General features: G+C 45.9%; 14 protein-coding genes. 11 read left to right on the top strand and 3 right to left on the bottom strand.

From position 1 onward, the window contains the following. The first annotated feature begins 91 nt into the window (after positions 1 to 91). Positions 92 to 1,069 (top strand): TRM11 family SAM-dependent methyltransferase, encoded by a 978-nt coding sequence (locus PAEAM_RS31315; protein ID WP_243391513.1) that lies wholly within the window; start codon positions 92 to 94, stop codon positions 1,067 to 1,069. A 130-nt stretch (positions 1,070 to 1,199) separates the two neighbouring features. Here the strand turns inward: PAEAM_RS31315 and PAEAM_RS31310 are convergent, their stop codons facing one another. Then, positions 1,200 to 2,156, bottom strand: a complete 957-nt coding sequence (locus PAEAM_RS31310) for a D-2-hydroxyacid dehydrogenase (RefSeq protein ID WP_100529997.1) — start codon at positions 2,154 to 2,156, stop codon at positions 1,200 to 1,202. Between the two features lie 207 nt (positions 2,157 to 2,363). Between PAEAM_RS31310 and thpR the strand changes: the two genes are divergently transcribed. Next, on the top strand, positions 2,364 to 2,966 hold the full coding sequence (thpR, locus tag PAEAM_RS31305; RefSeq protein WP_100529996.1) for an RNA 2',3'-cyclic phosphodiesterase: 603 nt from the start codon (positions 2,364 to 2,366) through the stop codon (positions 2,964 to 2,966). A gap of 130 nt (positions 2,967 to 3,096) precedes the next feature. Next, a complete protein-coding gene (locus PAEAM_RS31300; RefSeq protein ID WP_091015454.1) occupies positions 3,097 to 3,954 on the top strand; it encodes a cell wall hydrolase in 858 nt (285 codons plus the stop codon). A gap of 275 nt (positions 3,955 to 4,229) precedes the next feature. Here PAEAM_RS31300 and PAEAM_RS31295 read toward each other — a convergent pair whose 3' ends face one another. Continuing rightward, positions 4,230 to 5,444, bottom strand: a complete 1,215-nt coding sequence (locus PAEAM_RS31295; protein ID WP_047841963.1) for a UDP-N-acetylglucosamine--LPS N-acetylglucosamine transferase — start codon at positions 5,442 to 5,444, stop codon at positions 4,230 to 4,232. Between the two features lie 382 nt (positions 5,445 to 5,826). Here PAEAM_RS31295 and PAEAM_RS31290 point away from each other — a divergent pair, with 382 nt between their 5' ends. The 4 genes from PAEAM_RS31290 to PAEAM_RS32080 all read left to right on the top strand — a co-directional run bounded on the left by PAEAM_RS31290 (position 5,827) and on the right by PAEAM_RS32080 (position 14,553). Continuing rightward, the gene (locus PAEAM_RS31290; protein WP_036611349.1) at positions 5,827 to 6,408 is read left to right on the top strand and encodes a TetR/AcrR family transcriptional regulator; all 582 of its coding nucleotides are present in this window, start codon (positions 5,827 to 5,829) and stop codon (positions 6,406 to 6,408) included. A 206-nt stretch (positions 6,409 to 6,614) separates the two neighbouring features. After that, complete coding sequence (locus tag PAEAM_RS31285) at positions 6,615 to 8,897, top strand: YhgE/Pip domain-containing protein (RefSeq protein ID WP_100530033.1); 2,283 nt, start codon at positions 6,615 to 6,617, stop codon at positions 8,895 to 8,897. A gap of 671 nt (positions 8,898 to 9,568) precedes the next feature. Further along, on the top strand, positions 9,569 to 14,167 hold the full coding sequence (gene gltB, locus PAEAM_RS31280; protein WP_100529995.1) for a glutamate synthase large subunit: 4,599 nt from the start codon (positions 9,569 to 9,571) through the stop codon (positions 14,165 to 14,167). Between the two features lie 230 nt (positions 14,168 to 14,397). Then, positions 14,398 to 14,553 (top strand): hypothetical protein, encoded by a 156-nt coding sequence (locus tag PAEAM_RS32080; RefSeq protein ID WP_017690128.1) that lies wholly within the window; start codon positions 14,398 to 14,400, stop codon positions 14,551 to 14,553. Positions 14,554 to 14,650: 97 nt separating this feature from the next. On the opposite strand, the gene PAEAM_RS31270 is transcribed toward PAEAM_RS32080, so the two are convergent. Beyond that, entirely contained in the window at positions 14,651 to 15,019 is a 369-nt protein-coding gene (locus PAEAM_RS31270; RefSeq protein WP_047841965.1) for a helix-turn-helix domain-containing protein, read from the bottom strand. A 378-nt stretch (positions 15,020 to 15,397) separates the two neighbouring features. Between PAEAM_RS31270 and PAEAM_RS31265 the strand changes: the two genes are divergently transcribed. The 4 genes from PAEAM_RS31265 to PAEAM_RS31250 all read left to right on the top strand — a co-directional run bounded on the left by PAEAM_RS31265 (position 15,398) and on the right by PAEAM_RS31250 (position 18,162). Next, positions 15,398 to 15,802, top strand: a complete 405-nt coding sequence (locus PAEAM_RS31265; protein ID WP_133120505.1) for a hypothetical protein — start codon at positions 15,398 to 15,400, stop codon at positions 15,800 to 15,802. A gap of 155 nt (positions 15,803 to 15,957) precedes the next feature. Continuing rightward, positions 15,958 to 16,716, top strand: coding sequence for a tyrosine-protein phosphatase (locus PAEAM_RS31260; protein WP_036611338.1), 759 nt, complete (start codon positions 15,958 to 15,960; stop codon positions 16,714 to 16,716). A 38-nt stretch (positions 16,717 to 16,754) separates the two neighbouring features. Then, entirely contained in the window at positions 16,755 to 17,504 is a 750-nt protein-coding gene (locus tag PAEAM_RS31255) for a YveK family protein (protein ID WP_036611336.1), read from the top strand. Then, complete coding sequence (locus PAEAM_RS31250) at positions 17,485 to 18,162, top strand: CpsD/CapB family tyrosine-protein kinase (protein ID WP_036611333.1); 678 nt, start codon at positions 17,485 to 17,487, stop codon at positions 18,160 to 18,162. The genes PAEAM_RS31255 and PAEAM_RS31250 overlap by 20 nt, the downstream gene beginning before the upstream one ends.

The following is an 18,162-nucleotide window of genomic DNA, read 5'->3' as shown; positions in this document are numbered from 1 at the left end:
AGCAAACGTATGAGTCGTATTTGATATGTCTTCAATGAGCTTACTATTTATATAGAAGAAACATGATTAATGAAGGAAGGAGAGGGGAATTTTGCCTGATGAAACACTTGGTATGTACGCTACTTCTGGGAAACACCTCTACACCTTTGCTTGCCACGAGAACGAGCAAGGATTATGCATGCTGGAGCTGACTACGCTGCTTGAACCGAGTTCGGAGATCCGTATGGATATGGGGTCGTATGTGTGGTCTGAACGATGTATTCCACCTGGACGCAGTCCTTTTATCCACGGCAGACTAGACGTGATCGGCGAAGGGGGGACTGTGATGGATCTGCTTCCTTTTGCCAAAAATATTCACCTGTTGCCAGATGAGACATTCAAGGTAGTTTGTCTAAAAGAAGGGGATCAAGCCCCTGATTATGCACAGTCTCGTCAACTGGAAAAAGAAGTTGGCATGTGCATTAAAGGCAAGGCACAGATGAAAAAACCTAAGGTGACTTTCGGCCTAATCCGAACAGGAGAAAAATGGATCTTGGGCCAGTGGACAGAAGCGGATCGATCATGGCAGATTCACCGGCAGAAGCCGCAAAATTACTCAACTGGATTTGGCATCACGCTCGCGAGAGCGCTGGTTAACATTGCTGTTCCGAGAGTAGAAAACCATCGGTTGCTTGATCCATGCTGTGGTATGGGAACGGTTGTGATTGAGGCTTTATCCATGGGAATTGATGCAAAAGGTAACGATCTCAATCCTCTGGCTGTCCGAGGTGCGCGAATCAATCTGCCGCATTATGGATATGATTCAGATCGAATCACACTGGGGAATATGAATGAACTGCAAGGTTTGTATGATGCAGCAATTCTGGACATGCCCTATAACCTCTGCTCTGTACTTCCAGATGCTGAGCAACGAGCCATGCTGGAGAGTTTGCGCAGATTGGCAAAACGGGCAGTGATTGTTTCCACAGAGTGGGTAGAAGAGCACTTGTTGGAAGCGGGATGGACTGTAAAAGAGTACCGAACAGTACAAAAAGGCACGTTTATACGTCATATTTGGCTGTGTATGTAAGCGTAAAAAAACAAAAACGCTACCTCTAAGGGAATTTAGATTTCCCAGAGGTAGCGTTTTTTATTGCGTACATATCAATTGGTATCGTTGATCTGATTTGCACAATATTGCATGGGAACGGGTGTTTGTGTTAATATTTATGACTATAATCCACAAGGTTCACCGGCAGGGTATCGCCAGCGACGTAAGCTTCCAGATTTTTGACGAAAATATCGACTGCTCGATCCGCGTATTGCTCTGTACTTCCTGCGATATGGGGCGTAATTAACACGTTATCCATGCTCCAAAGCGGGTGGTCTGCAGGAAGAGGTTCTTCTTCGAATACGTCCAGTGCAGCGAAAGCAACTTGACCGTTTTGGAGTGCATTCAGCAACGCTTCCGTTTTCACACTGGGGCCACGGCCCACATTGACGAAGCAGGCACCGGATCGGAACTGCTCAAATGCAGTTTGATCATATATATTTTTGGTTTCATCAGTTAGCGGTAAAATGTTAATTACATAATCGCCCTGGCTCAAGGCTTCATGTAAACCGGTCATGTCGTACATTTGGTCCACATTGGGGACATCCTTACCTGAGCGGCGAACTCCGATTGTCCGCATGCCGAGTGCTTTAAGAATACGGGCTGTTTCCGTACCGATCTCACCTACACCAACGATGACCGCTGTTTTGCCATGCAGTTCCGGCAGTGGTTTGGCAGGAACTTTCCATTCGGCCTGCTGTTGATGCAGCATAGCTTGTCTCAGCCAGCGACTGTGGGATAACATCATGCCCAGAATAATTTCGGTGATAGGAATCGCGTGAACTCCATTTGCACTGGTGACCTGAATGTTCTTTTGTTGCAAATCTGCGAAGGGGAGATTGTCCACACCAGCAGACCAGACCTGAACCCACTTCAACAGGCTATCCTGTTTCAATGCATGTTCTGTGACGAGTGGGGACCAGCCGAGAATAATCTCAGCTTCTTTCAACTCAGCGGGGTCCAATTCCTTGGCTTTTCCGAATTTCAGGGTGTATCCTGGTGCAGTATTCTGAATTCGTTGTTGCTGTTCTTCGGATAGAGATGGAAAACATACAATTTTACCCATAATGTGTGGTCCTCCTGAGATAAATAGTTTGATGAGTTTGATGATTAAAGTGTATCAGATTTGGTGTTGGATGTGCATTAAGGTGGGAAATGCAGGAATCTAGCCTTATTTGCAAATGGTTATATTTGTGTCACTCTATACTTACCCAACTTGAAACGATATCTATAGTTATGAAATAATAGAGCGAACTTTAGAGAGGTGTATGCAATGAATAACCAATCACATCAGGATCATTCATCCCGACGGGAAAGATTGTTTGTAGCCATTCGTCTTCCTGTTGCTGTTCAGCAGTCTCTTCAGATGGATTCGAGGCTTGTACAGAACAAGCTAGATTTTCGTAAATGGACAGATCATAGAGATTATCATATAACCTTGCAATTTCTGGGGGATACGTTAGTTAGTGACATCGGGCACCTGCGAAAAGCATTGCGCTCAGCAACAAGCGGATTACAGCCGTTTGAACTTCAGCTTTCCGACTGGGGTACATTTGGACTTGAAGAAGCACCTAAGGTACTTTGGAAGGGTGTTAGCGGAGAGATAGAGCACTTGTTTTCATTGCAAAAACAAATCGTGCAGGCGACTTCGCCCCTGGGGTATGAAGCTGAATTAAGACCTTATGCTCCCCACATTACCATTGCCAGAAAATATCTGGGACAGCTTCCAGGTAATGAAAATAAAGGGATATCTGGAGTGCTTCCGGAACATTCCACAGGTGTTAATTCATGGATGGTGGAGGACATTGTACTTTATGTGACAAGGCTGGGACAATTGCCAATGTATGAGGTCGTGGATACGTTCACTTTTTCCTGATAATCATTTTTATGCCATAAAATCACATTGACATAACGTTTATCCCTATGTAATATTAGCCATCGTTATTCAAATTCTTTTTTTTGGGTTACTTAGTTAAGGGAATTGTTTCGACAGGAGGAATCTTCGAATGAACATTATAAGCAAAAATCGTTGGGTAGCACCGATGTTATCAGTGCTGCTTGTATGTATAGTGGGGGTAAATGTCGTTCAGGCGACGGGGAAGTGGAATGAAGCTAGTGATAGTAAACAGATGACCGAACTTGCGGCTTCTGGGCAAAATAACCAAACATCTACGCAAGAAGAGAGGCGCATGATGGAAGATGGGACAAGTCTGTCCTCTAATCTGTCTGCCCAAACCGTAGCGTGGACTGAATCTCTGCCAGCGAAGAACTGGCTTACGACTGCTCAAGAAGAGCAGGAATTGCAAGAAGCCAAGGCCAAGAACAAAGCTAGAGCGGTAGCTGCGGCCAAAGCCAAAAAAGAAGCTGCACTGAAATTGGCCAAAGTGAAACGTGCCAAAGAAGTCGCTGCTGTAACAACTCCCCCCCAAAAACTATACTTTACACGGACCAAACTTCTGAACCAGGAAGACTCGAAACTTGCAACCTGGTCATACAGTGTGTCCGATAAAGAACTGCATCTGCTGCAAAAAATCGTCATGGCAGAAGCGGAAGGTGAACCGTACGAAGGCAAAGTGGCAGTTGCCAATGTTGTCTTAAACCGGCTGCGGTCAGCCAATTTTCCCGATACCATTTACAAGGTCATCTATCAGAAATCCCAGTTTAGTCCTGTAGCGAACGGACGTATGAAACGTGTGGTTCCCAACGAGGACAGCATCAAAGCAGTGAATGCTGCGTTGAATGGGAAGAAGGAAGTTGCCGATGATACGTATTATTTTTTATCATTGACGCTTGCCGACGATCTGACAGTTGCTCGCTCGCAGAAAAAAGTAAAAACGATCGGTCATCATACTTTTTACAAGTAATCGACCCGTAAATTCTGCAAACAGGCAGGGTAGTTAACTGTGTGTGCTTCACACGGCCCTTGAAAAAGCCTGAATCGTAGTTTTATTTCGTTATTAAAAAATATCGTTATACTCTAAATTACCCTTTTTTCTGCCAAATCATACGGTGGAATTAGTGAAAATAAAAGAAGGTTCCCTTCCAAAAATTCGGAAGGGAACCTTCTTTGCATATCGTGAGCAATTGTCTTGTCCCCTATAACACCTCGTGAGAGCTGTTCTATAGGTCCGTAGAGGCGTCAGAATGGTATTCTGGTACCTGACAAGGACGTGGCAGTAATTCCGGCTGTGAAGCGCTCCAAGGAGGTTGTTGTGACTTCGGCTGTCGTCGGAAACAATAAGTCATGAACAGCTTGAGCACAGCACTTCGGATCATAGACCGAATGGTTACCTGAATGATGCGCTACGTTCAGCGGGCTTTCAGTTTGAGTAGATGCCTGCTCCACTAGTTGTCTGAAACGATTGGTGATCACGTCGGCAGAGTGAATGACGTGGCCGTATCCGGCTTGTACAAAGTATTCACAGTTCTCTTCCTCTTGACCTGCAATCGGAGGAATGAACAACATCGGTAGACCCTTGGCCAACGCTTCAGTGCATGTCATGCCACCTGGCTTCGTAATCAGCACATCGGATACATCCATCAGTTTGCTTACTTCCCGTGTATATCCCAGAATACGAATATTCGGGTGCTGGAAGCAAGGCATTTCCTTCATTTTTGCGATCATTTTTTCATTGCTTCCTAGACAGAAGACCAATTGAACACGATCTGCCCAAGACGTGAGAGCTTTCATATGATCCTCATCAAACGAAAGTCCCCATCCACCACCCATAAGTAGCGCTGTAGGCATGTTCTGAAGCCCCATCTCTTCCCGTAGCTTCACTTTATCTCCAGCTTCCCAGAAGTCTGGATGCACAGGGATTCCCGTGATCTGAATATGGGAGGGATCTACACCCCGGATTTCAAGCAATGCTTTGACCTGAGGGGTAGAGACCAGATATTTGTTCACTTCCGGATTAATCCATGTTCCGTGCACGTCATAATCCGTCACGACCGTATAGAGCGGGATATTCAGACCCTGGCGTTTGAGCCGGGAGATGACAGCATTCGGAAAAGGATGGGTACAGATCACCGCATCGGGTTTCAGTTGGGATACGACCTGTGCCGTCTGTGTATAGAAAATTCGGTGCAACGCCAGCTTGGTAAAACCATTTAATGATTTATTGTACTGTGTGCGGTACAACAGGCTGACCAGTTTGGGTTGAACCGATAGTGTCTTTCGATATGCAGAGAAAATTAGTGGAGCTACCGTTGGGTTCAAAAATTTGCCTAGTTCAATGACACGACTGTGAACATGTGGACTGACTTTTTTGATGCCATGTGCCAGCGCATGAGCGGCCTGAGTGTGACCGGTACCGAAACCTTCCGATAATAAGAGCACTCTTGGTTTTCGCATGAGTTCACCTTTATTCATAAGTTTTAATTCAAAATGAAGATATTCATTGTTTATTCTAGCTATGGAATGCGTTACTACATGAATATACATTGAAGCACAAAATCATGTTTCTTCTATGAATATTTACACCATATATCATACAATGAGACAACTTAAACTTCATTATATACACGTATTATCTGAGTCATCTTACACTATAGACGACGACAGAAGGAGTTTCCACTGCATTTAGGTTAAAAAATATTAACACAATTTTTAAAATGTTAGGGTTGCAATCTGTTTTCGAAGGTGGTATTGTAGTTTTTGACCGAATGACTGAATTGTATTTCTGGTCATTTATGTAGAGCGATTGAACAATGAATGTGATTAAAGGAGGGATTAGATGGCTCCGATTGACAGGAGACAGCAGGTTATTCATGCAGCAGCCCAGTCGTTTGCCATGTTTGGATACAAAGCAACGACGATGGATCAGGTCGCCAAGATTGCGAACGTTGGCAAAGGAACGATCTATACGTTTTTCACCAATAAGGAACAATTGTTTGATCAGATCCTGGTAGAAGTGATTCAGGAAATGAAGAACATCGCGCATCGTGAAGTACATCAGGAAAGTGCATTTTTCGATAATCTGTTTCGGGTACTGGATGCCTTGTTAGAGTTTCGTCGTGATCACGATCTGCTCGTTAAGTTATCTCAGGAGCTGAAGGACTTTGGAACACTGCAGGCCAAGGAAGGCTTGGACAAGGTGGAGAAAGTAATCTCCGACTTTCTGGCTAAGGAGCTTGAGAAAGCAAAAGACAATGGAGAGATTCGAGATTGTGATCCGCAAGTCGTCGCATTTATGATGATTCGCCTGTATATTGCACTCACCTCAGACTGGAGCAAACAACATCAACCGCTGAGCAAAGAGGAAATTAAGACTTACTTTCGCCTTTTCTTAATGGAAGGAATTGCTGCTGTAACGTAATCCGAATTTAATCTACTATAATATAAGGATTTTCACGCGTATCAAGCAGGGAGGCTTGTCGGAAGACAGGTTGTTTTTTTGTCCTAAAGTGACCGTTTGAGGAAAGTGGTCACTTCGTGTTTCAGTATGTTTTCTGGAATGCGACATTGTATTTCATTATGGTTATTCCTGCTCATGGAGCAGAGAGATTAAGGGGAGAAAATGACATGAAATCTTTATCCGTGTTTTTCAAGGATGTGGGATCGGCCGTGAGAAACCCGAAGGTGTTGATCCCTGTTATTGCAATTATGTTTATACCGATCCTGTATAGTGGCATCTATCTGGCAGCCTATTGGGACCCGTATGGTCATGTGGATGAGATGCCGGTTGCCGTTGTTAATCTGGATAAAGGTGCTGAGCTGGAGGGCAAATCCCTCCATGTAGGTAGTGATCTGGTGGATGAGCTGAAGAAAAATGCCGATTTTAAATGGGATTTTGTCAGTGCCAGTCAAGCCAAAGAAGGCATGAGTAATGACAAATATTATATGCAAATTACGATTCCGGAGAACTTCTCATCTCAGGCAACAACATTGCTGGATGACAAGCCGGAGCCGGCTGATCTGATCTATGAACCGAATGGCAATTACAGTTTTGTTGGTGCACAGATCGGTAAGACCGCTATTAAGGACCTGAAAGCAAAAGTCTCAGCCAAAGTAACGGAATCCTATGCAGAAACATTGCTCGACAAGTTCTCCGAAGTATCGGATGGCTTGGCTGAAGCAGGAGATGGGGCGGGTGAACTGAATACCGGCGCAGGCAAACTGGATGATGGTGCTGTTAAGCTCAAGGATAACCTGGCGAAGCTTGCATCCGGAACGCTTGAACTTCAGGAAGGACTTTCTCCATTAAGTGATGGTGTTAACGCGCTGCACACAGGGGCAACCAAACTTGAAAGTGGAACATCAAATCTTGTATCCGGTCTGCAACAGCTTCAGGCAGCTGCTTCGAGCCAGCTTCAGAGCGGAGCAGATCAGTTGAAGGATGGTAGCGCCAAGTTGGAAACTGGACTCCAGTCTTCACTGGATGGCACAAGTAAGTTGCAGGCTGGTCTGAAATCATCAGAACAGGGCAGTGCGAAGCTGTCGGATGGTCTGCAAAGTGCTGTTCAGGGCAGTGGCACTCTGGCAACAGGCCTGCAATCGGCTGTAGATGGCAGCTCCAAGGTTGCTGATGGTGCACAGGGTGTAGCCGCCGGATTGAAACAGCTTGCTGCATCGAACCCCGAACTGGCTGAAAATGCGGATGTACAGAAGCTGCTTGCAGCAAGTGAAGCTGTTGCTGATGGCAGTGCACAACTGCATGAGAGCGAGCAGAAGCTGGCACAAGGTGCAGATCAGCTGCATCAGGGCAACCAGCAACTGGCTGCGGGTGCAACCGAGCTTCATGGAGGTCAGGAGCAACTTCTTGCTGGTGCGAACCAGCTGGTGGATGGTCAGAAACAATTGCTGGCTGGTGCAGGGCAGCTTAGTCAAGGAGGAGCGAAACTCTCCGATGGTCTGAAGCAGTTCAGCGGCAAATTGGGTGATGCTGCAAGTGGCGGTACATTGCTTGCAGATGGTGCCAAGCAGCTGGGCTCAGGAACAACAGCTTTGCAAACGGGTGTAGGTAAACTCAGTGGTGGCGTTAGTTCACTAACCGATGGTTCCAAGCAATTGGGTGATGGCGCGGGCAAACTGGCTGACGGCCTTACTGAGCTAAAAGATGGCTCGAGTGAATTGGAAACCAAGCTGAATGATGCCGCACAGAAAACATCCGAAGTTAAGAAAACGGATGATGTAGTGAACATGTTCGCTGAACCGGTAAACTCCTCGGAGAATACAGCAGAGAACGTGAGTAATTATGGTACAGGATTGACACCGTTCTTCCTGTCGATCGGTCTATTTGTGGGATCGTTGATTTCCACGATTGTATTGAAAATGCGGGAAACGTCCGTACCTGGTGCAACAGGCTGGAATCGTTTTGTCAGCCGGACACTGGTATTTGGGTCCGTGAGTATTTTCCAATCGGTTATCGTGGCAAGTTTCATGTTATATGGTCTTGGACTGGAGACGCACAGCGTAGGGCTGTTCTACCTGTTTACCATTATTACGGGGCTGACCTTCATGTTGATTGTTCAGGCACTTGTAACCTGGCTGGATCTGCCTGGACGTTATGTTGTCATTCTGCTGCTGGTCTTCCAGCTTGCGGCTAGTGCAGGGACCTTCCCGGTAGAACTGATACCATCGTGGCTTCAGGCATTTAGCCCTTGGTTGCCAATGACACACAGCATTATGGGCTTTAAAGCCGTGGTATCGAGTGGTAATCTGGATGTGATGTGGCATCAGGCAGGTATTCTTAGCATCTATGCAGGTGTATCCATTCTGCTGACGCTTGCTTACTTCCTCTGGAATGGCAGACGTCCGAAAAAAAAAGTCGAACAGGCTGATTCTGGTCAAGTTGTGACGGCATAAGTCGAACCTGATCTTCAGCAGGGTCATATTATTGAAAAAAACTTTATTTTCTTGTAGTGAAATTATGCAATATAGTAGTCAAATAGTGCAAATAGCCTGTGACCCCAAAAAGGGGTTGCAGGCTATTTTGTATACAAATGCATAGAGAAGTAAAGTTTCGCTGGCTTAAGCAGTGAAAATTTAGTGGAATTATGGATAAACGTAGGCGGCACATGGAACGATTTTCTTCTGTCAGCAATTTAATTCAGTTGTACTCTGGCTTAAAAAGTGTATAATTATTCGAAAAAGAGATGAATTTAAACGTCACTACTGTAAAGCTGTACTGCAAAACATTTCTTATCAGAGGTATTGAAAAGTTTAAATTGCGCTGATGTTAGGTCGGTGTTAAAATAATAGAACTATATCAAAAAAACGTCGCTCCATTTCAGTAGCCGTGCCAGCGGCTGCGTGTTGATTTATACAGGCTGTTTGCCGGATCGTCCGGATCAGCTCATCTCATTTAATGGCTTCTGCCCAATAGCAGGCATTATTTTTGACAGTCTCATGCTGTCACCTCTTCTATCTAGCAGGCTCTATCGCAAGCGAAAGGCCAGCTCCTCCCGTTTCATTGTTGCCTGTTGCCTATGTTCTTGATCTTTCCGAAATACTTCATTATAGAAAGGTTGCGTTCCATGAGACACATCGGATTACCTCCAAAACAGGGTCTGTATGACCCGCAGTTCGAAAAAGACGCATGCGGAATGGGTTTTGTTGCCAACATCAAAGGAGTACCTTCACACGATATCGTTAGTCAGGCACTGACCATGCTTAGTAACATGGAACACCGTGGAGGACAGGGAAGTGAGCCGAATTCCGGTGACGGAGCAGGTATCCTGATTCAGATTCCACATCGCTTTTTTGCAGAGGAAGCGAAACGCCTTGGTTTTGCATTGCCTGAACAGGGATTCTATGGCGTAGGGATGTTGTTCCTTTCCCAGGACCCTGCCATTCGCAGTGCGCATGAAGAGAGCCTTAAGAAGATTATTGAAGAAGAAGGTCAGACGTTCCTGGGTTTCAGGGATGTTCCTACTTTTGATGAAATGCTTGGCCGTTCTGCGCTTGCAGCGAAACCTTATGTACGTCAGGTGTTCATTGGAAGATCCGCAGATGTGAAGGATGAGCTTGGATTCGAGCGTAAGCTGTATGTTATTCGCAGACGTGCTGAGCTGGCTATTCGTTATTCGGCAGATGAAGCAGAAGGTGGTTCGTTCTACCTTCCGAGCATGTCTTGTCGCAAAATTGTATATAAAGGCATGCTGACAACTGAACAAGTTGGCGGGTTCTATCTGGATCTGCAGGAAGAACTCGTGGAATCGGCCATTGGACTTGTGCATTCCCGTTTCAGTACCAACACCTTCCCAAGCTGGGAACGTGCCCACCCGTATCGCTTCATGATCCACAACGGTGAGATCAACACGATGCGTGGTAACGTGAACTGGATGCATGCTAGACAGTCCTTGTTTGAGAGCGAGTTGTTTGGTAACGACATTGCGAAAGTGAAACCAGTCATCAATCCGGACGGTTCGGATACAGCTATGTTTGATAACACACTGGAGTTCCTGTATCTGAGCGGCCGTTCTCTGCCACACGTGGCCATGATGATGGTTCCTGAACCTTGGAGCACGGATGAGGGAATGGACCCTGCCAAAAAGGCATTTTATGAGTATCACAGCACGATGATGGAGCCTTGGGATGGACCAGCAGCAATGGCCTTTACAGATGGTTTGCAAATTGGTGCAACACTTGACCGTAATGGATTGCGTCCAGCTCGTTATTATGTAACCAAGGATGACCGTATTATCCTGTCCTCCGAAGTTGGGGTACTTGATATTGCGCCGGAAGAGATCCTGTACAAAGATCGTCTGCGTCCAGGTCGGATGTTGCTTGTGGATACACAAGAAGGCCGCATCATCGCGGATGAGGAAGTAAAAGCAATCATTGCAGCCGAGAATCCGTATCAGGATTGGCTTGATGAGCATTTGATGGATCTGAGCGAGTTGCCGGACGCACCGGAACTTCCTGATCCAAAACATGATAACGTGACCCAGCTTCAGCTCGCTTATGGTTATACATTTGAAGAACTACGTAAAATCCTGGAGCCGATGGCAACAACAGGTATGGAAGCTACGGGTTCGATGGGTTATGATGCACCACTGGCTGTGCTGTCCGATCGTCCGCAGCGTCTGTACAACTACTTTAAACAGATGTTCGCCCAGGTAACTAACCCGCCAATCGATGCAATCCGTGAAGAGATTGTAACGTCTACGGCAACAACCATTGGTCCTGAGCGCAACTTGCTGAACCCTGAACCGGAGAGTTGTCGCCAGATCCGTCTGGATACACCGGTATTGTCTAATGAAGACTTTGCGAAGATTCGCCATGTGCGTCGCCCAGGCTTCCGCTCCATGACGATTCCAATCTTCTTCACCGCTGCGGAAGGGGCAGAAGGACTTCGCAAAGCGATGGATTTGCTCTTCGAAGCTGCAGATCGTGTCATCGACAAAGGTCATAACATTCTGATCCTGTCTGACCGCGGTGTGGATGCAGAGAATGCTGCTATTCCTGCATTGCTTGCTGTAGCAGGTCTGCATCACCATCTGATTCGCCAGGGAACCAGAACCAAAGTCAGCATTATGCTTGAATCGGCAGAACCGCGTGATATTCACCACTACGCGTTGCTGCTGGGTTATGGTGTAAGTGCGGTGAACCCTTATCTGGCCTTTGAAACTCTGGATGACATGATTCAGCAAGGATTGCTTCGTGGTATCTCGCATGAGAAAGCAGTGAAAAACTACATTAAAGCAGCTACCAAAGGCGTTACTAAAGTGTTGTCCAAAATGGGGATTTCTACGATTCAATCGTATCGGGGAGCTCAAATATTCGAAGCGGTAGGTCTGAAATCAGATTTCGTTGACCGTTACTTTACCTGGACACCTTCCCGTATCGGTGGAATTGGGTTGGAAGAAGTGGCAGCCGAAGCGTTGACACATCATAACCGTGCCTTTACGGAAAAAGACGGTAACGATAAAGTATTGGATTCCGGTGGGGATTATCAATGGCGTAACGACGGAGAAGAGCATCTGTTCAATCCGCAAACCATTCATACCCTGCAACATGCAGTACGCACTGGGGATTACAAGCTGTATAAAAAATATTCCAAACTTGTACAAGGTGAGAATGATCAATTGTTGACCATTCGCTCCATGTTGAAGCTGAAACCGGTTGGAGCTTCCATTCCACTCGAAGAAGTTGAATCCGTAGAAGATATCATGCGTCGTTTCAAAACAGGTGCAATGTCCTTCGGTTCGATCAGTAAAGAAGCGCATGAAGATCTTGCCATCGCTATGAACCGTGTTGGAGGTAAATCCAATACCGGTGAAGGTGGAGAAGACCCGGCTCGCTTCATTAAAGATAGCAACGGGGATTCCCGTCGTAGTGCGATTAAACAGGTAGCATCCGGACGTTTTGGTGTTACATCCAACTACTTGGTTAATGCCGACGAGATTCAGATTAAAATGGCTCAGGGAGCTAAACCAGGTGAAGGCGGACAGCTGCCAGGACGTAAAGTGTATCCTTGGGTTGCTGAAGTTCGTGGATCTACACCGGGTGTAGGTCTGATCTCGCCACCACCGCATCATGATATCTACTCGATCGAGGATCTGGCAGAGCTGATCTATGACTTGAAAAATGCCAATCCGCGTGCTGAGATTAACGTGAAGCTGGTATCGGAAGTGGGCGTGGGTACCATCGCAGCTGGTGTAGCCAAAGGCCGTGCCGATATTATCCTTGTCAGCGGTTATGACGGTGGTACAGGTGCATCACCGCAAGGTTCGATTCGCCACGCAGGTATGCCTTGGGAACTAGGTCTTGCAGAGACACATCAAACGTTGATGCTGAACAATCTGCGTGATCGTGTTGTCCTCGAAACAGACGGCAAAATGCTTAACGGCCGTGACTTGGCGATTGCTGCCTTGCTTGGAGCAGAAGAGTATGGATTCTCTACAGCACCGCTCGTTGCACTTGGCTGTATCATGATGCGTGTCTGTCAGATGGATACCTGTCCGGTTGGTGTAGCGACACAGAATCCGGAATTGCGTAAAAATTATATGGGTGATCCAGCTCATGTGGTTAACTTCATGCGATTTGTTGCTGAAGATGTGCGTGAGATCATGGCTGATCTTGGTTTCCGTACTATTCAGGAGATGGTCGGACGTACAGATTGCCTCGAAACGGTAGAAGCCGTAGATCACTGGAAGAAAAAAGGTGTGGATCTGTCTGTATTGCTGCACGTGCCTGAAATGCCGGAAGGCTCTGCACGTTACCGCACACAGCATCAGAATCACCAATTGGAAGAAACGCTGGATATGCAACAATTGCTGCCACTGGCACAGTCTGCTATTGAATCCGGGCAACCGGTTGAAGCGGTGCTTCCAATTACAAACGTTAACCGTGCAGTAGGTACCATTTTGGGTAGTGAGATCACACGCAAATATGGACTCGCAGGATTGCCGGAAGATACGGTTAAATTCAAATTTGTCGGCTCTGCCGGACAAAGCTTTGGGGCCTTTGTACCTAAAGGTATGACCTTGACCGTTGAAGGTGATTCCAATGACTACGTAGGTAAAGGATTGTCCGGAGGTAAACTGATCGTGATGCCTTCTCCGAAAGCAACGTTTGAGGCGGAAGATAACATCATTATCGGTAATACGGCTCTCTACGGAGCAACAAGCGGTGAAGCGTATATCCGTGGTATTGCGGGTGAGCGATTTGCTGTACGTAACTCGGGCGCCAAAGTAGTTGTTGAAGGTGTAGGCGACCATGGTTGTGAGTATATGACAGGTGGACGTGTCGTTGTACTGGGCGATACAGGTCGTAACTTTGCAGCAGGGATGTCCGGAGGTATTGCCTATGTGTATGATCCGGAAGGCACATTCCTGAAACGTTGTAATCTGGAAATGGTTCTTTTGGAGCGTATCGAAGATGTGGCCGAAAGTGCAGATCTGCGAGGCATGATTCAACGTCATGTTGCCAACACAGGAAGTGCTGTCGGTCAGCGCGTTCTGGATAACTGGCAATATGCGCTGAATCAGTTCGTTCGGGTTATTCCGAAGGACTTCAAACGTATGACAGAACAGATCGAACGGATTCAGGCAACAGGTTTGACTGGAGAAGCAGCGCTGCTTGCAGCGTTTGAAGCGAATATGCGTGAACTTGCACGTGCTGGAGGTTAATAACTTCCTTGTTCAAAGTTATAAGTGCATGAACAGGTTGTATTAAGAATAATAGGAGCAATATGGTTGCCATTCCGGCACCATATTGCTCCTATTTTGCTTTCGACAAAATTAGAACCCCATCAAAAAACGTTATCGCCATGAGACGACAACATCGAGGAACTTTCTCAAGTATAATAAGGCTAGTTTTGGAGGGCAGGGAAAGTATAAAGATAAGAGAGGTTAGCGGAATGAATATGAAGCATCCAAACAGGGACGATCGTAGGCCGACAGGTAAACAAGTCGAAGCAACCCAGATGGACATCATGAAGGTGTTACTGCAATGCGGAATCGACCCGGAGCGTTGGAACCATTTCGTATCCTCCGTCAACAACAAGCGTCCTTGACACAATAGACAAGCATGGAATGAAAATGAATTAAGACACAAAAAAAGCCCAGAAGCCAGAGAGGTTATCTCTCGGGAACTGGGTCCTCTTTTCGGGTTTAGTCCATGCTGCGTTCCATTCGGACAAATGCAATAAAACGACGTGCCTCTTCTTCTGTTAAAGACTTCCCATCAATCATCAGATCAAAGCGTTCTAACACTTCTTTGTCCGATAACTCCAAGGTATCCACGAATTCACGTACGTCTTCATCCATCACGACATCACTTTGCTTTGTACGTCCTATAAGATAATCAATAGACACATCAAAGATGTCAGCAAGTCTCGTTAACACTTCGAAATCCGGTTTACGTCGATTCTTCTCGTAGTGGGAGAGAGCAGCTCTTGTAATATGAATGGAGCTCGCAAGTTCTTCTTGAGTAAGTCCCCGCTGTTCCCGTAATTCCGCAATGCGATTTCCGTAGCTCATAAGCTATTTCCCCCTGAACGACATCAAATATATATTGAAACAATCCTGAGCCAAGTGTTTGATCAGGGCAGCTTTCCTGCAAAAGAGTAACTCCTCATGTGTTTCCTTTAACCCATTTCCATTTGTAAATAGGTCTGTCTAAGGACATCTCAAATTGTCGTAAATCAAAAGAACCATGTCCAAATACCGCTTGACATGATACGTATTGTATCGTAAATTGGACGTATGGAGTTACAAAATGTATCATTTGGAATATTTTAAGTATCTCCTGGTTGCCTGGACCATATACCTGTGAGAAGGAAGTGGAGGCAGTCCATGTAGGCTAATCCATTCTAAAGGAATGAAACCATGTATTCAATAATTCAGGAATGGGCTGATATGAAATTAAATGTCCATATGTACATTCAGGAGTTTCACGGGAAAATGGTAGACCGCAAAAGACGCCCTGTTCTGTTACTTGGAATGGACACTCAAGCAATCACCTTCCTGAGCGACCTGAACTTGCCGGTATCATCAGAAATGCTCATTGGTTTGGATGTTGAAGATCATCATGTATGTGTACGACTTCACGCAAGGTTGCAATGGAAACAGCCCTTCGGAGAGCTCACAATGTATCATTCAAACTTGCATATTCAGCACGAACAGAAACTATATATAACTGGACAGTTAAACACAATGCTTACTGAAGTTCAGTTTCCCACGGTTTCCCGTTTTCAGTATGAAAAGGCAACAGAACAAAAGGCTCTGCAAGAACCCTATCATTACATTGATTTCACCATATAATTCCAAGTCGATTCTTAACATTTTCTGAACAAAACATGTACTTAACGCCATTTTACTATATTTCATAGCGTTATGCATTAGTTCTTTAACACCAAAAGCATTTGCGCAATGAATAAAGGGGCGAGGGGGCTCATACTATTTCAGGAAGTTTGGATATGGTTGAAATGCACTGCCACATATTATCCGGCCTAGATGATGGTCCTGTTCGAATGGAGCAGTCCGTTGCGATGGCTGAGAAGGCGGCAGCCTCAGGAATTACCTCCATTATTGCTACTCCGCATCACCTGAACGGGCAATACAACAATGAACCGATGGTGGTCAATCAGGCCGTGAACCTGCTTCATGCAGAACTTCGCAAACGCAACATTCGCCTGGAGATCCGTCCCGGACAGGAGATCAGGGTGCATGACAACCTGATTGGAGACTTATATGCAGGAAAGTGCTGCACACTCGCCGGAAGTCGTTACATGTTGCTGGAACTACCCTTTGGTCATATTCCCTCACAGTTCCCCAGGATACTGCATGAATTACGAATAGCGGGAATTACCCCTATTATTGCTCATCCGGAACGTAATCGTGTCATTTTGAAGAAGCCAAAGTTGTTGGCTGATTACTTGAGTCAAGGCGGACTATGTCAGCTTACCGCTCAATCTTTCACTGGGCTTTTCGGACGGAAAGTTCGGCAGTGGTGTTTTCATTTTTGCAAAGAAAACGGGTTTCATTTCATTTCATCAGATGCACATGATACGTGCAAAAGGACATTTGCCATAAGTGAAGGAGAGCGGGCCATTGAGCGTCGATTTGGAGCTGAAGCCGTTAAGAGGCTGGCAGAGAATGCGTCGCACATTCTATCGAATTCGTGTCTGGTCACAGAACGCTGGAAACCTCGCAAATGGCTACTGTCCATCTGGTAGTTACATAGGATAGATCACAACGTATAGGAGGAATGAAAGTGGAACTGAAAGGATATTTTCGACTCTTACAAAAGAAACTGTGGTTGATTGTTGCAATTGCTTTGATAGCCGGTGTGGGTGCAGGGGTCAAAAGCATTTTCTTCACCCAGCCCATCTATGAGGCAAGTTCCAAACTGATCGTGAACCAGACCTCTAACGTTCAAGGCCAAGCGATGATGGACTTCAGCATGATTCAAACCAATATCAAACTCATTAACTCATACAGAGAAATTATTAAATCTTCCGCCATTATGGATAAAGTCGCTACCACGTATCCGGACCTAGGCTTAACCTCTGCACAGCTCATGAATAGCACCTCCGTCTCTACAGCCAGCGAATCCCAAGTGATGAGCATAACTGTACAAGGAACTACCTACGAAAAAGCCGCAAAAACGGTCAATGCCATCTCCAACGTGTTCCAATCTCAAATCCCCCTAATCATGAAAATCGATAATGTGGCTATCCTCAGTGAAGCAAAAGTGGATAGTAACGCATCTCCAATCAATATGAAAACCACATTAAGCATCATTGTCAGTCTGTTCGCAGGTCTTGTGCTCGCCATTGCACTTGTATTCCTGATGGATTATCTGGATGACACATTCAAATCCGAAACTGAACTTGAAAAAGAGCTGGGCCTGCCTGTGCTTACCGTGATATCCAAAATGAAAAAAGACGATCTGAAAAATACGAAAAATTACGTATCTCAACAGAAAGTGGGGGATGGCAAATATGTCGCGGCTAACCAATGAAAATAACAGTCTGGTGACCTATTTTAACTCCAAATCTCAGATCTCGGAGGGATACCGTAAATTACGGACGAACATCCAGTTCTCCTCAATCGACAGTCATATCAAAAAAATCATGGTGGCTTCCGCTGAATCCGGCGAAGGCAAGACCACAACCATTAGCAACCTGGCGGTAACCTATGCCCAGGAAGGGAAAAAAGTTCTGCTGATCGATGCGGATCTGCGTAATCCTTCCTTGCACCAGGTGTTTTCCGTACCGAATCATATCGGTCTTAGTAGTGTGCTGTCTAATCAGTACAGTGTGGAAGATGTGCTTAGAGAGAGTTATATCGACAATCTCCAATTATTCACTTCTGGCCCAATTCCGCCGAACCCTTCCGAGATGATTGGTTCCAACCGGATGAAAAGGCTGATTGAGAAGTTAGAGGATCAATATGATGTCATCATGTTTGATACACCGCCGGTGCTCGCGGTAACGGATGCACTCATTGTGAGTTCGCTGTGTGATGGTGTGCTACTGGTCGTGAACTCGGGCAAGGTCAAGAAGGAACTGGTGAAGAAGACCAAGGCTGCTCTGGAGCATGTGAATGCACGAATTCTGGGCGCAATCCTGAACAATATCAAAAACGCTGCAGTTCCGGTGGGCTACGGAGAGAAGTAA

It is taken from the genome of Paenibacillus sp. GM1FR (assembly GCF_002803315.1).
Taxonomy (GTDB): Bacteria; Bacillota; Bacilli; order Paenibacillales; family Paenibacillaceae; genus Paenibacillus; species Paenibacillus amylolyticus.
Note: the sequence above shows the minus strand (reverse complement) of the source record. Positions and strands in the feature narration are given on the sequence as shown.

Excerpts from the sequence above, each read along its gene's own strand:
- PAEAM_RS31310 (WP_100529997.1), bottom strand. The coding sequence starts at position 2,156 with ATGGGTAAAATTGTATGTTTTCCATCTCTATCCGAAGAACAGCAACAA.
- thpR (WP_100529996.1), top strand. The coding sequence starts at position 2,364 with ATGAATAACCAATCACATCAGGATCATTCATCCCGACGGGAAAGATTG.
- PAEAM_RS31300 (WP_091015454.1), top strand. The coding sequence starts at position 3,097 with ATGAACATTATAAGCAAAAATCGTTGGGTAGCACCGATGTTATCAGTG.
- PAEAM_RS31295 (WP_047841963.1), bottom strand. The coding sequence starts at position 5,444 with ATGCGAAAACCAAGAGTGCTCTTATTATCGGAAGGTTTCGGTACCGGT.
- PAEAM_RS31290 (WP_036611349.1), top strand. The coding sequence starts at position 5,827 with ATGGCTCCGATTGACAGGAGACAGCAGGTTATTCATGCAGCAGCCCAG.
- PAEAM_RS31285 (WP_100530033.1), top strand. The coding sequence starts at position 6,615 with ATGAAATCTTTATCCGTGTTTTTCAAGGATGTGGGATCGGCCGTGAGA.
- gltB (WP_100529995.1), top strand. The coding sequence starts at position 9,569 with ATGAGACACATCGGATTACCTCCAAAACAGGGTCTGTATGACCCGCAG.
- PAEAM_RS32080 (WP_017690128.1), top strand. The coding sequence starts at position 14,398 with ATGAATATGAAGCATCCAAACAGGGACGATCGTAGGCCGACAGGTAAA.
- PAEAM_RS31270 (WP_047841965.1), bottom strand. The coding sequence starts at position 15,019 with ATGAGCTACGGAAATCGCATTGCGGAATTACGGGAACAGCGGGGACTT.
- PAEAM_RS31265 (WP_133120505.1), top strand. The coding sequence starts at position 15,398 with ATGAAATTAAATGTCCATATGTACATTCAGGAGTTTCACGGGAAAATG.
- PAEAM_RS31260 (WP_036611338.1), top strand. The coding sequence starts at position 15,958 with ATGGTTGAAATGCACTGCCACATATTATCCGGCCTAGATGATGGTCCT.
- PAEAM_RS31250 (WP_036611333.1), top strand. The coding sequence starts at position 17,485 with ATGTCGCGGCTAACCAATGAAAATAACAGTCTGGTGACCTATTTTAAC.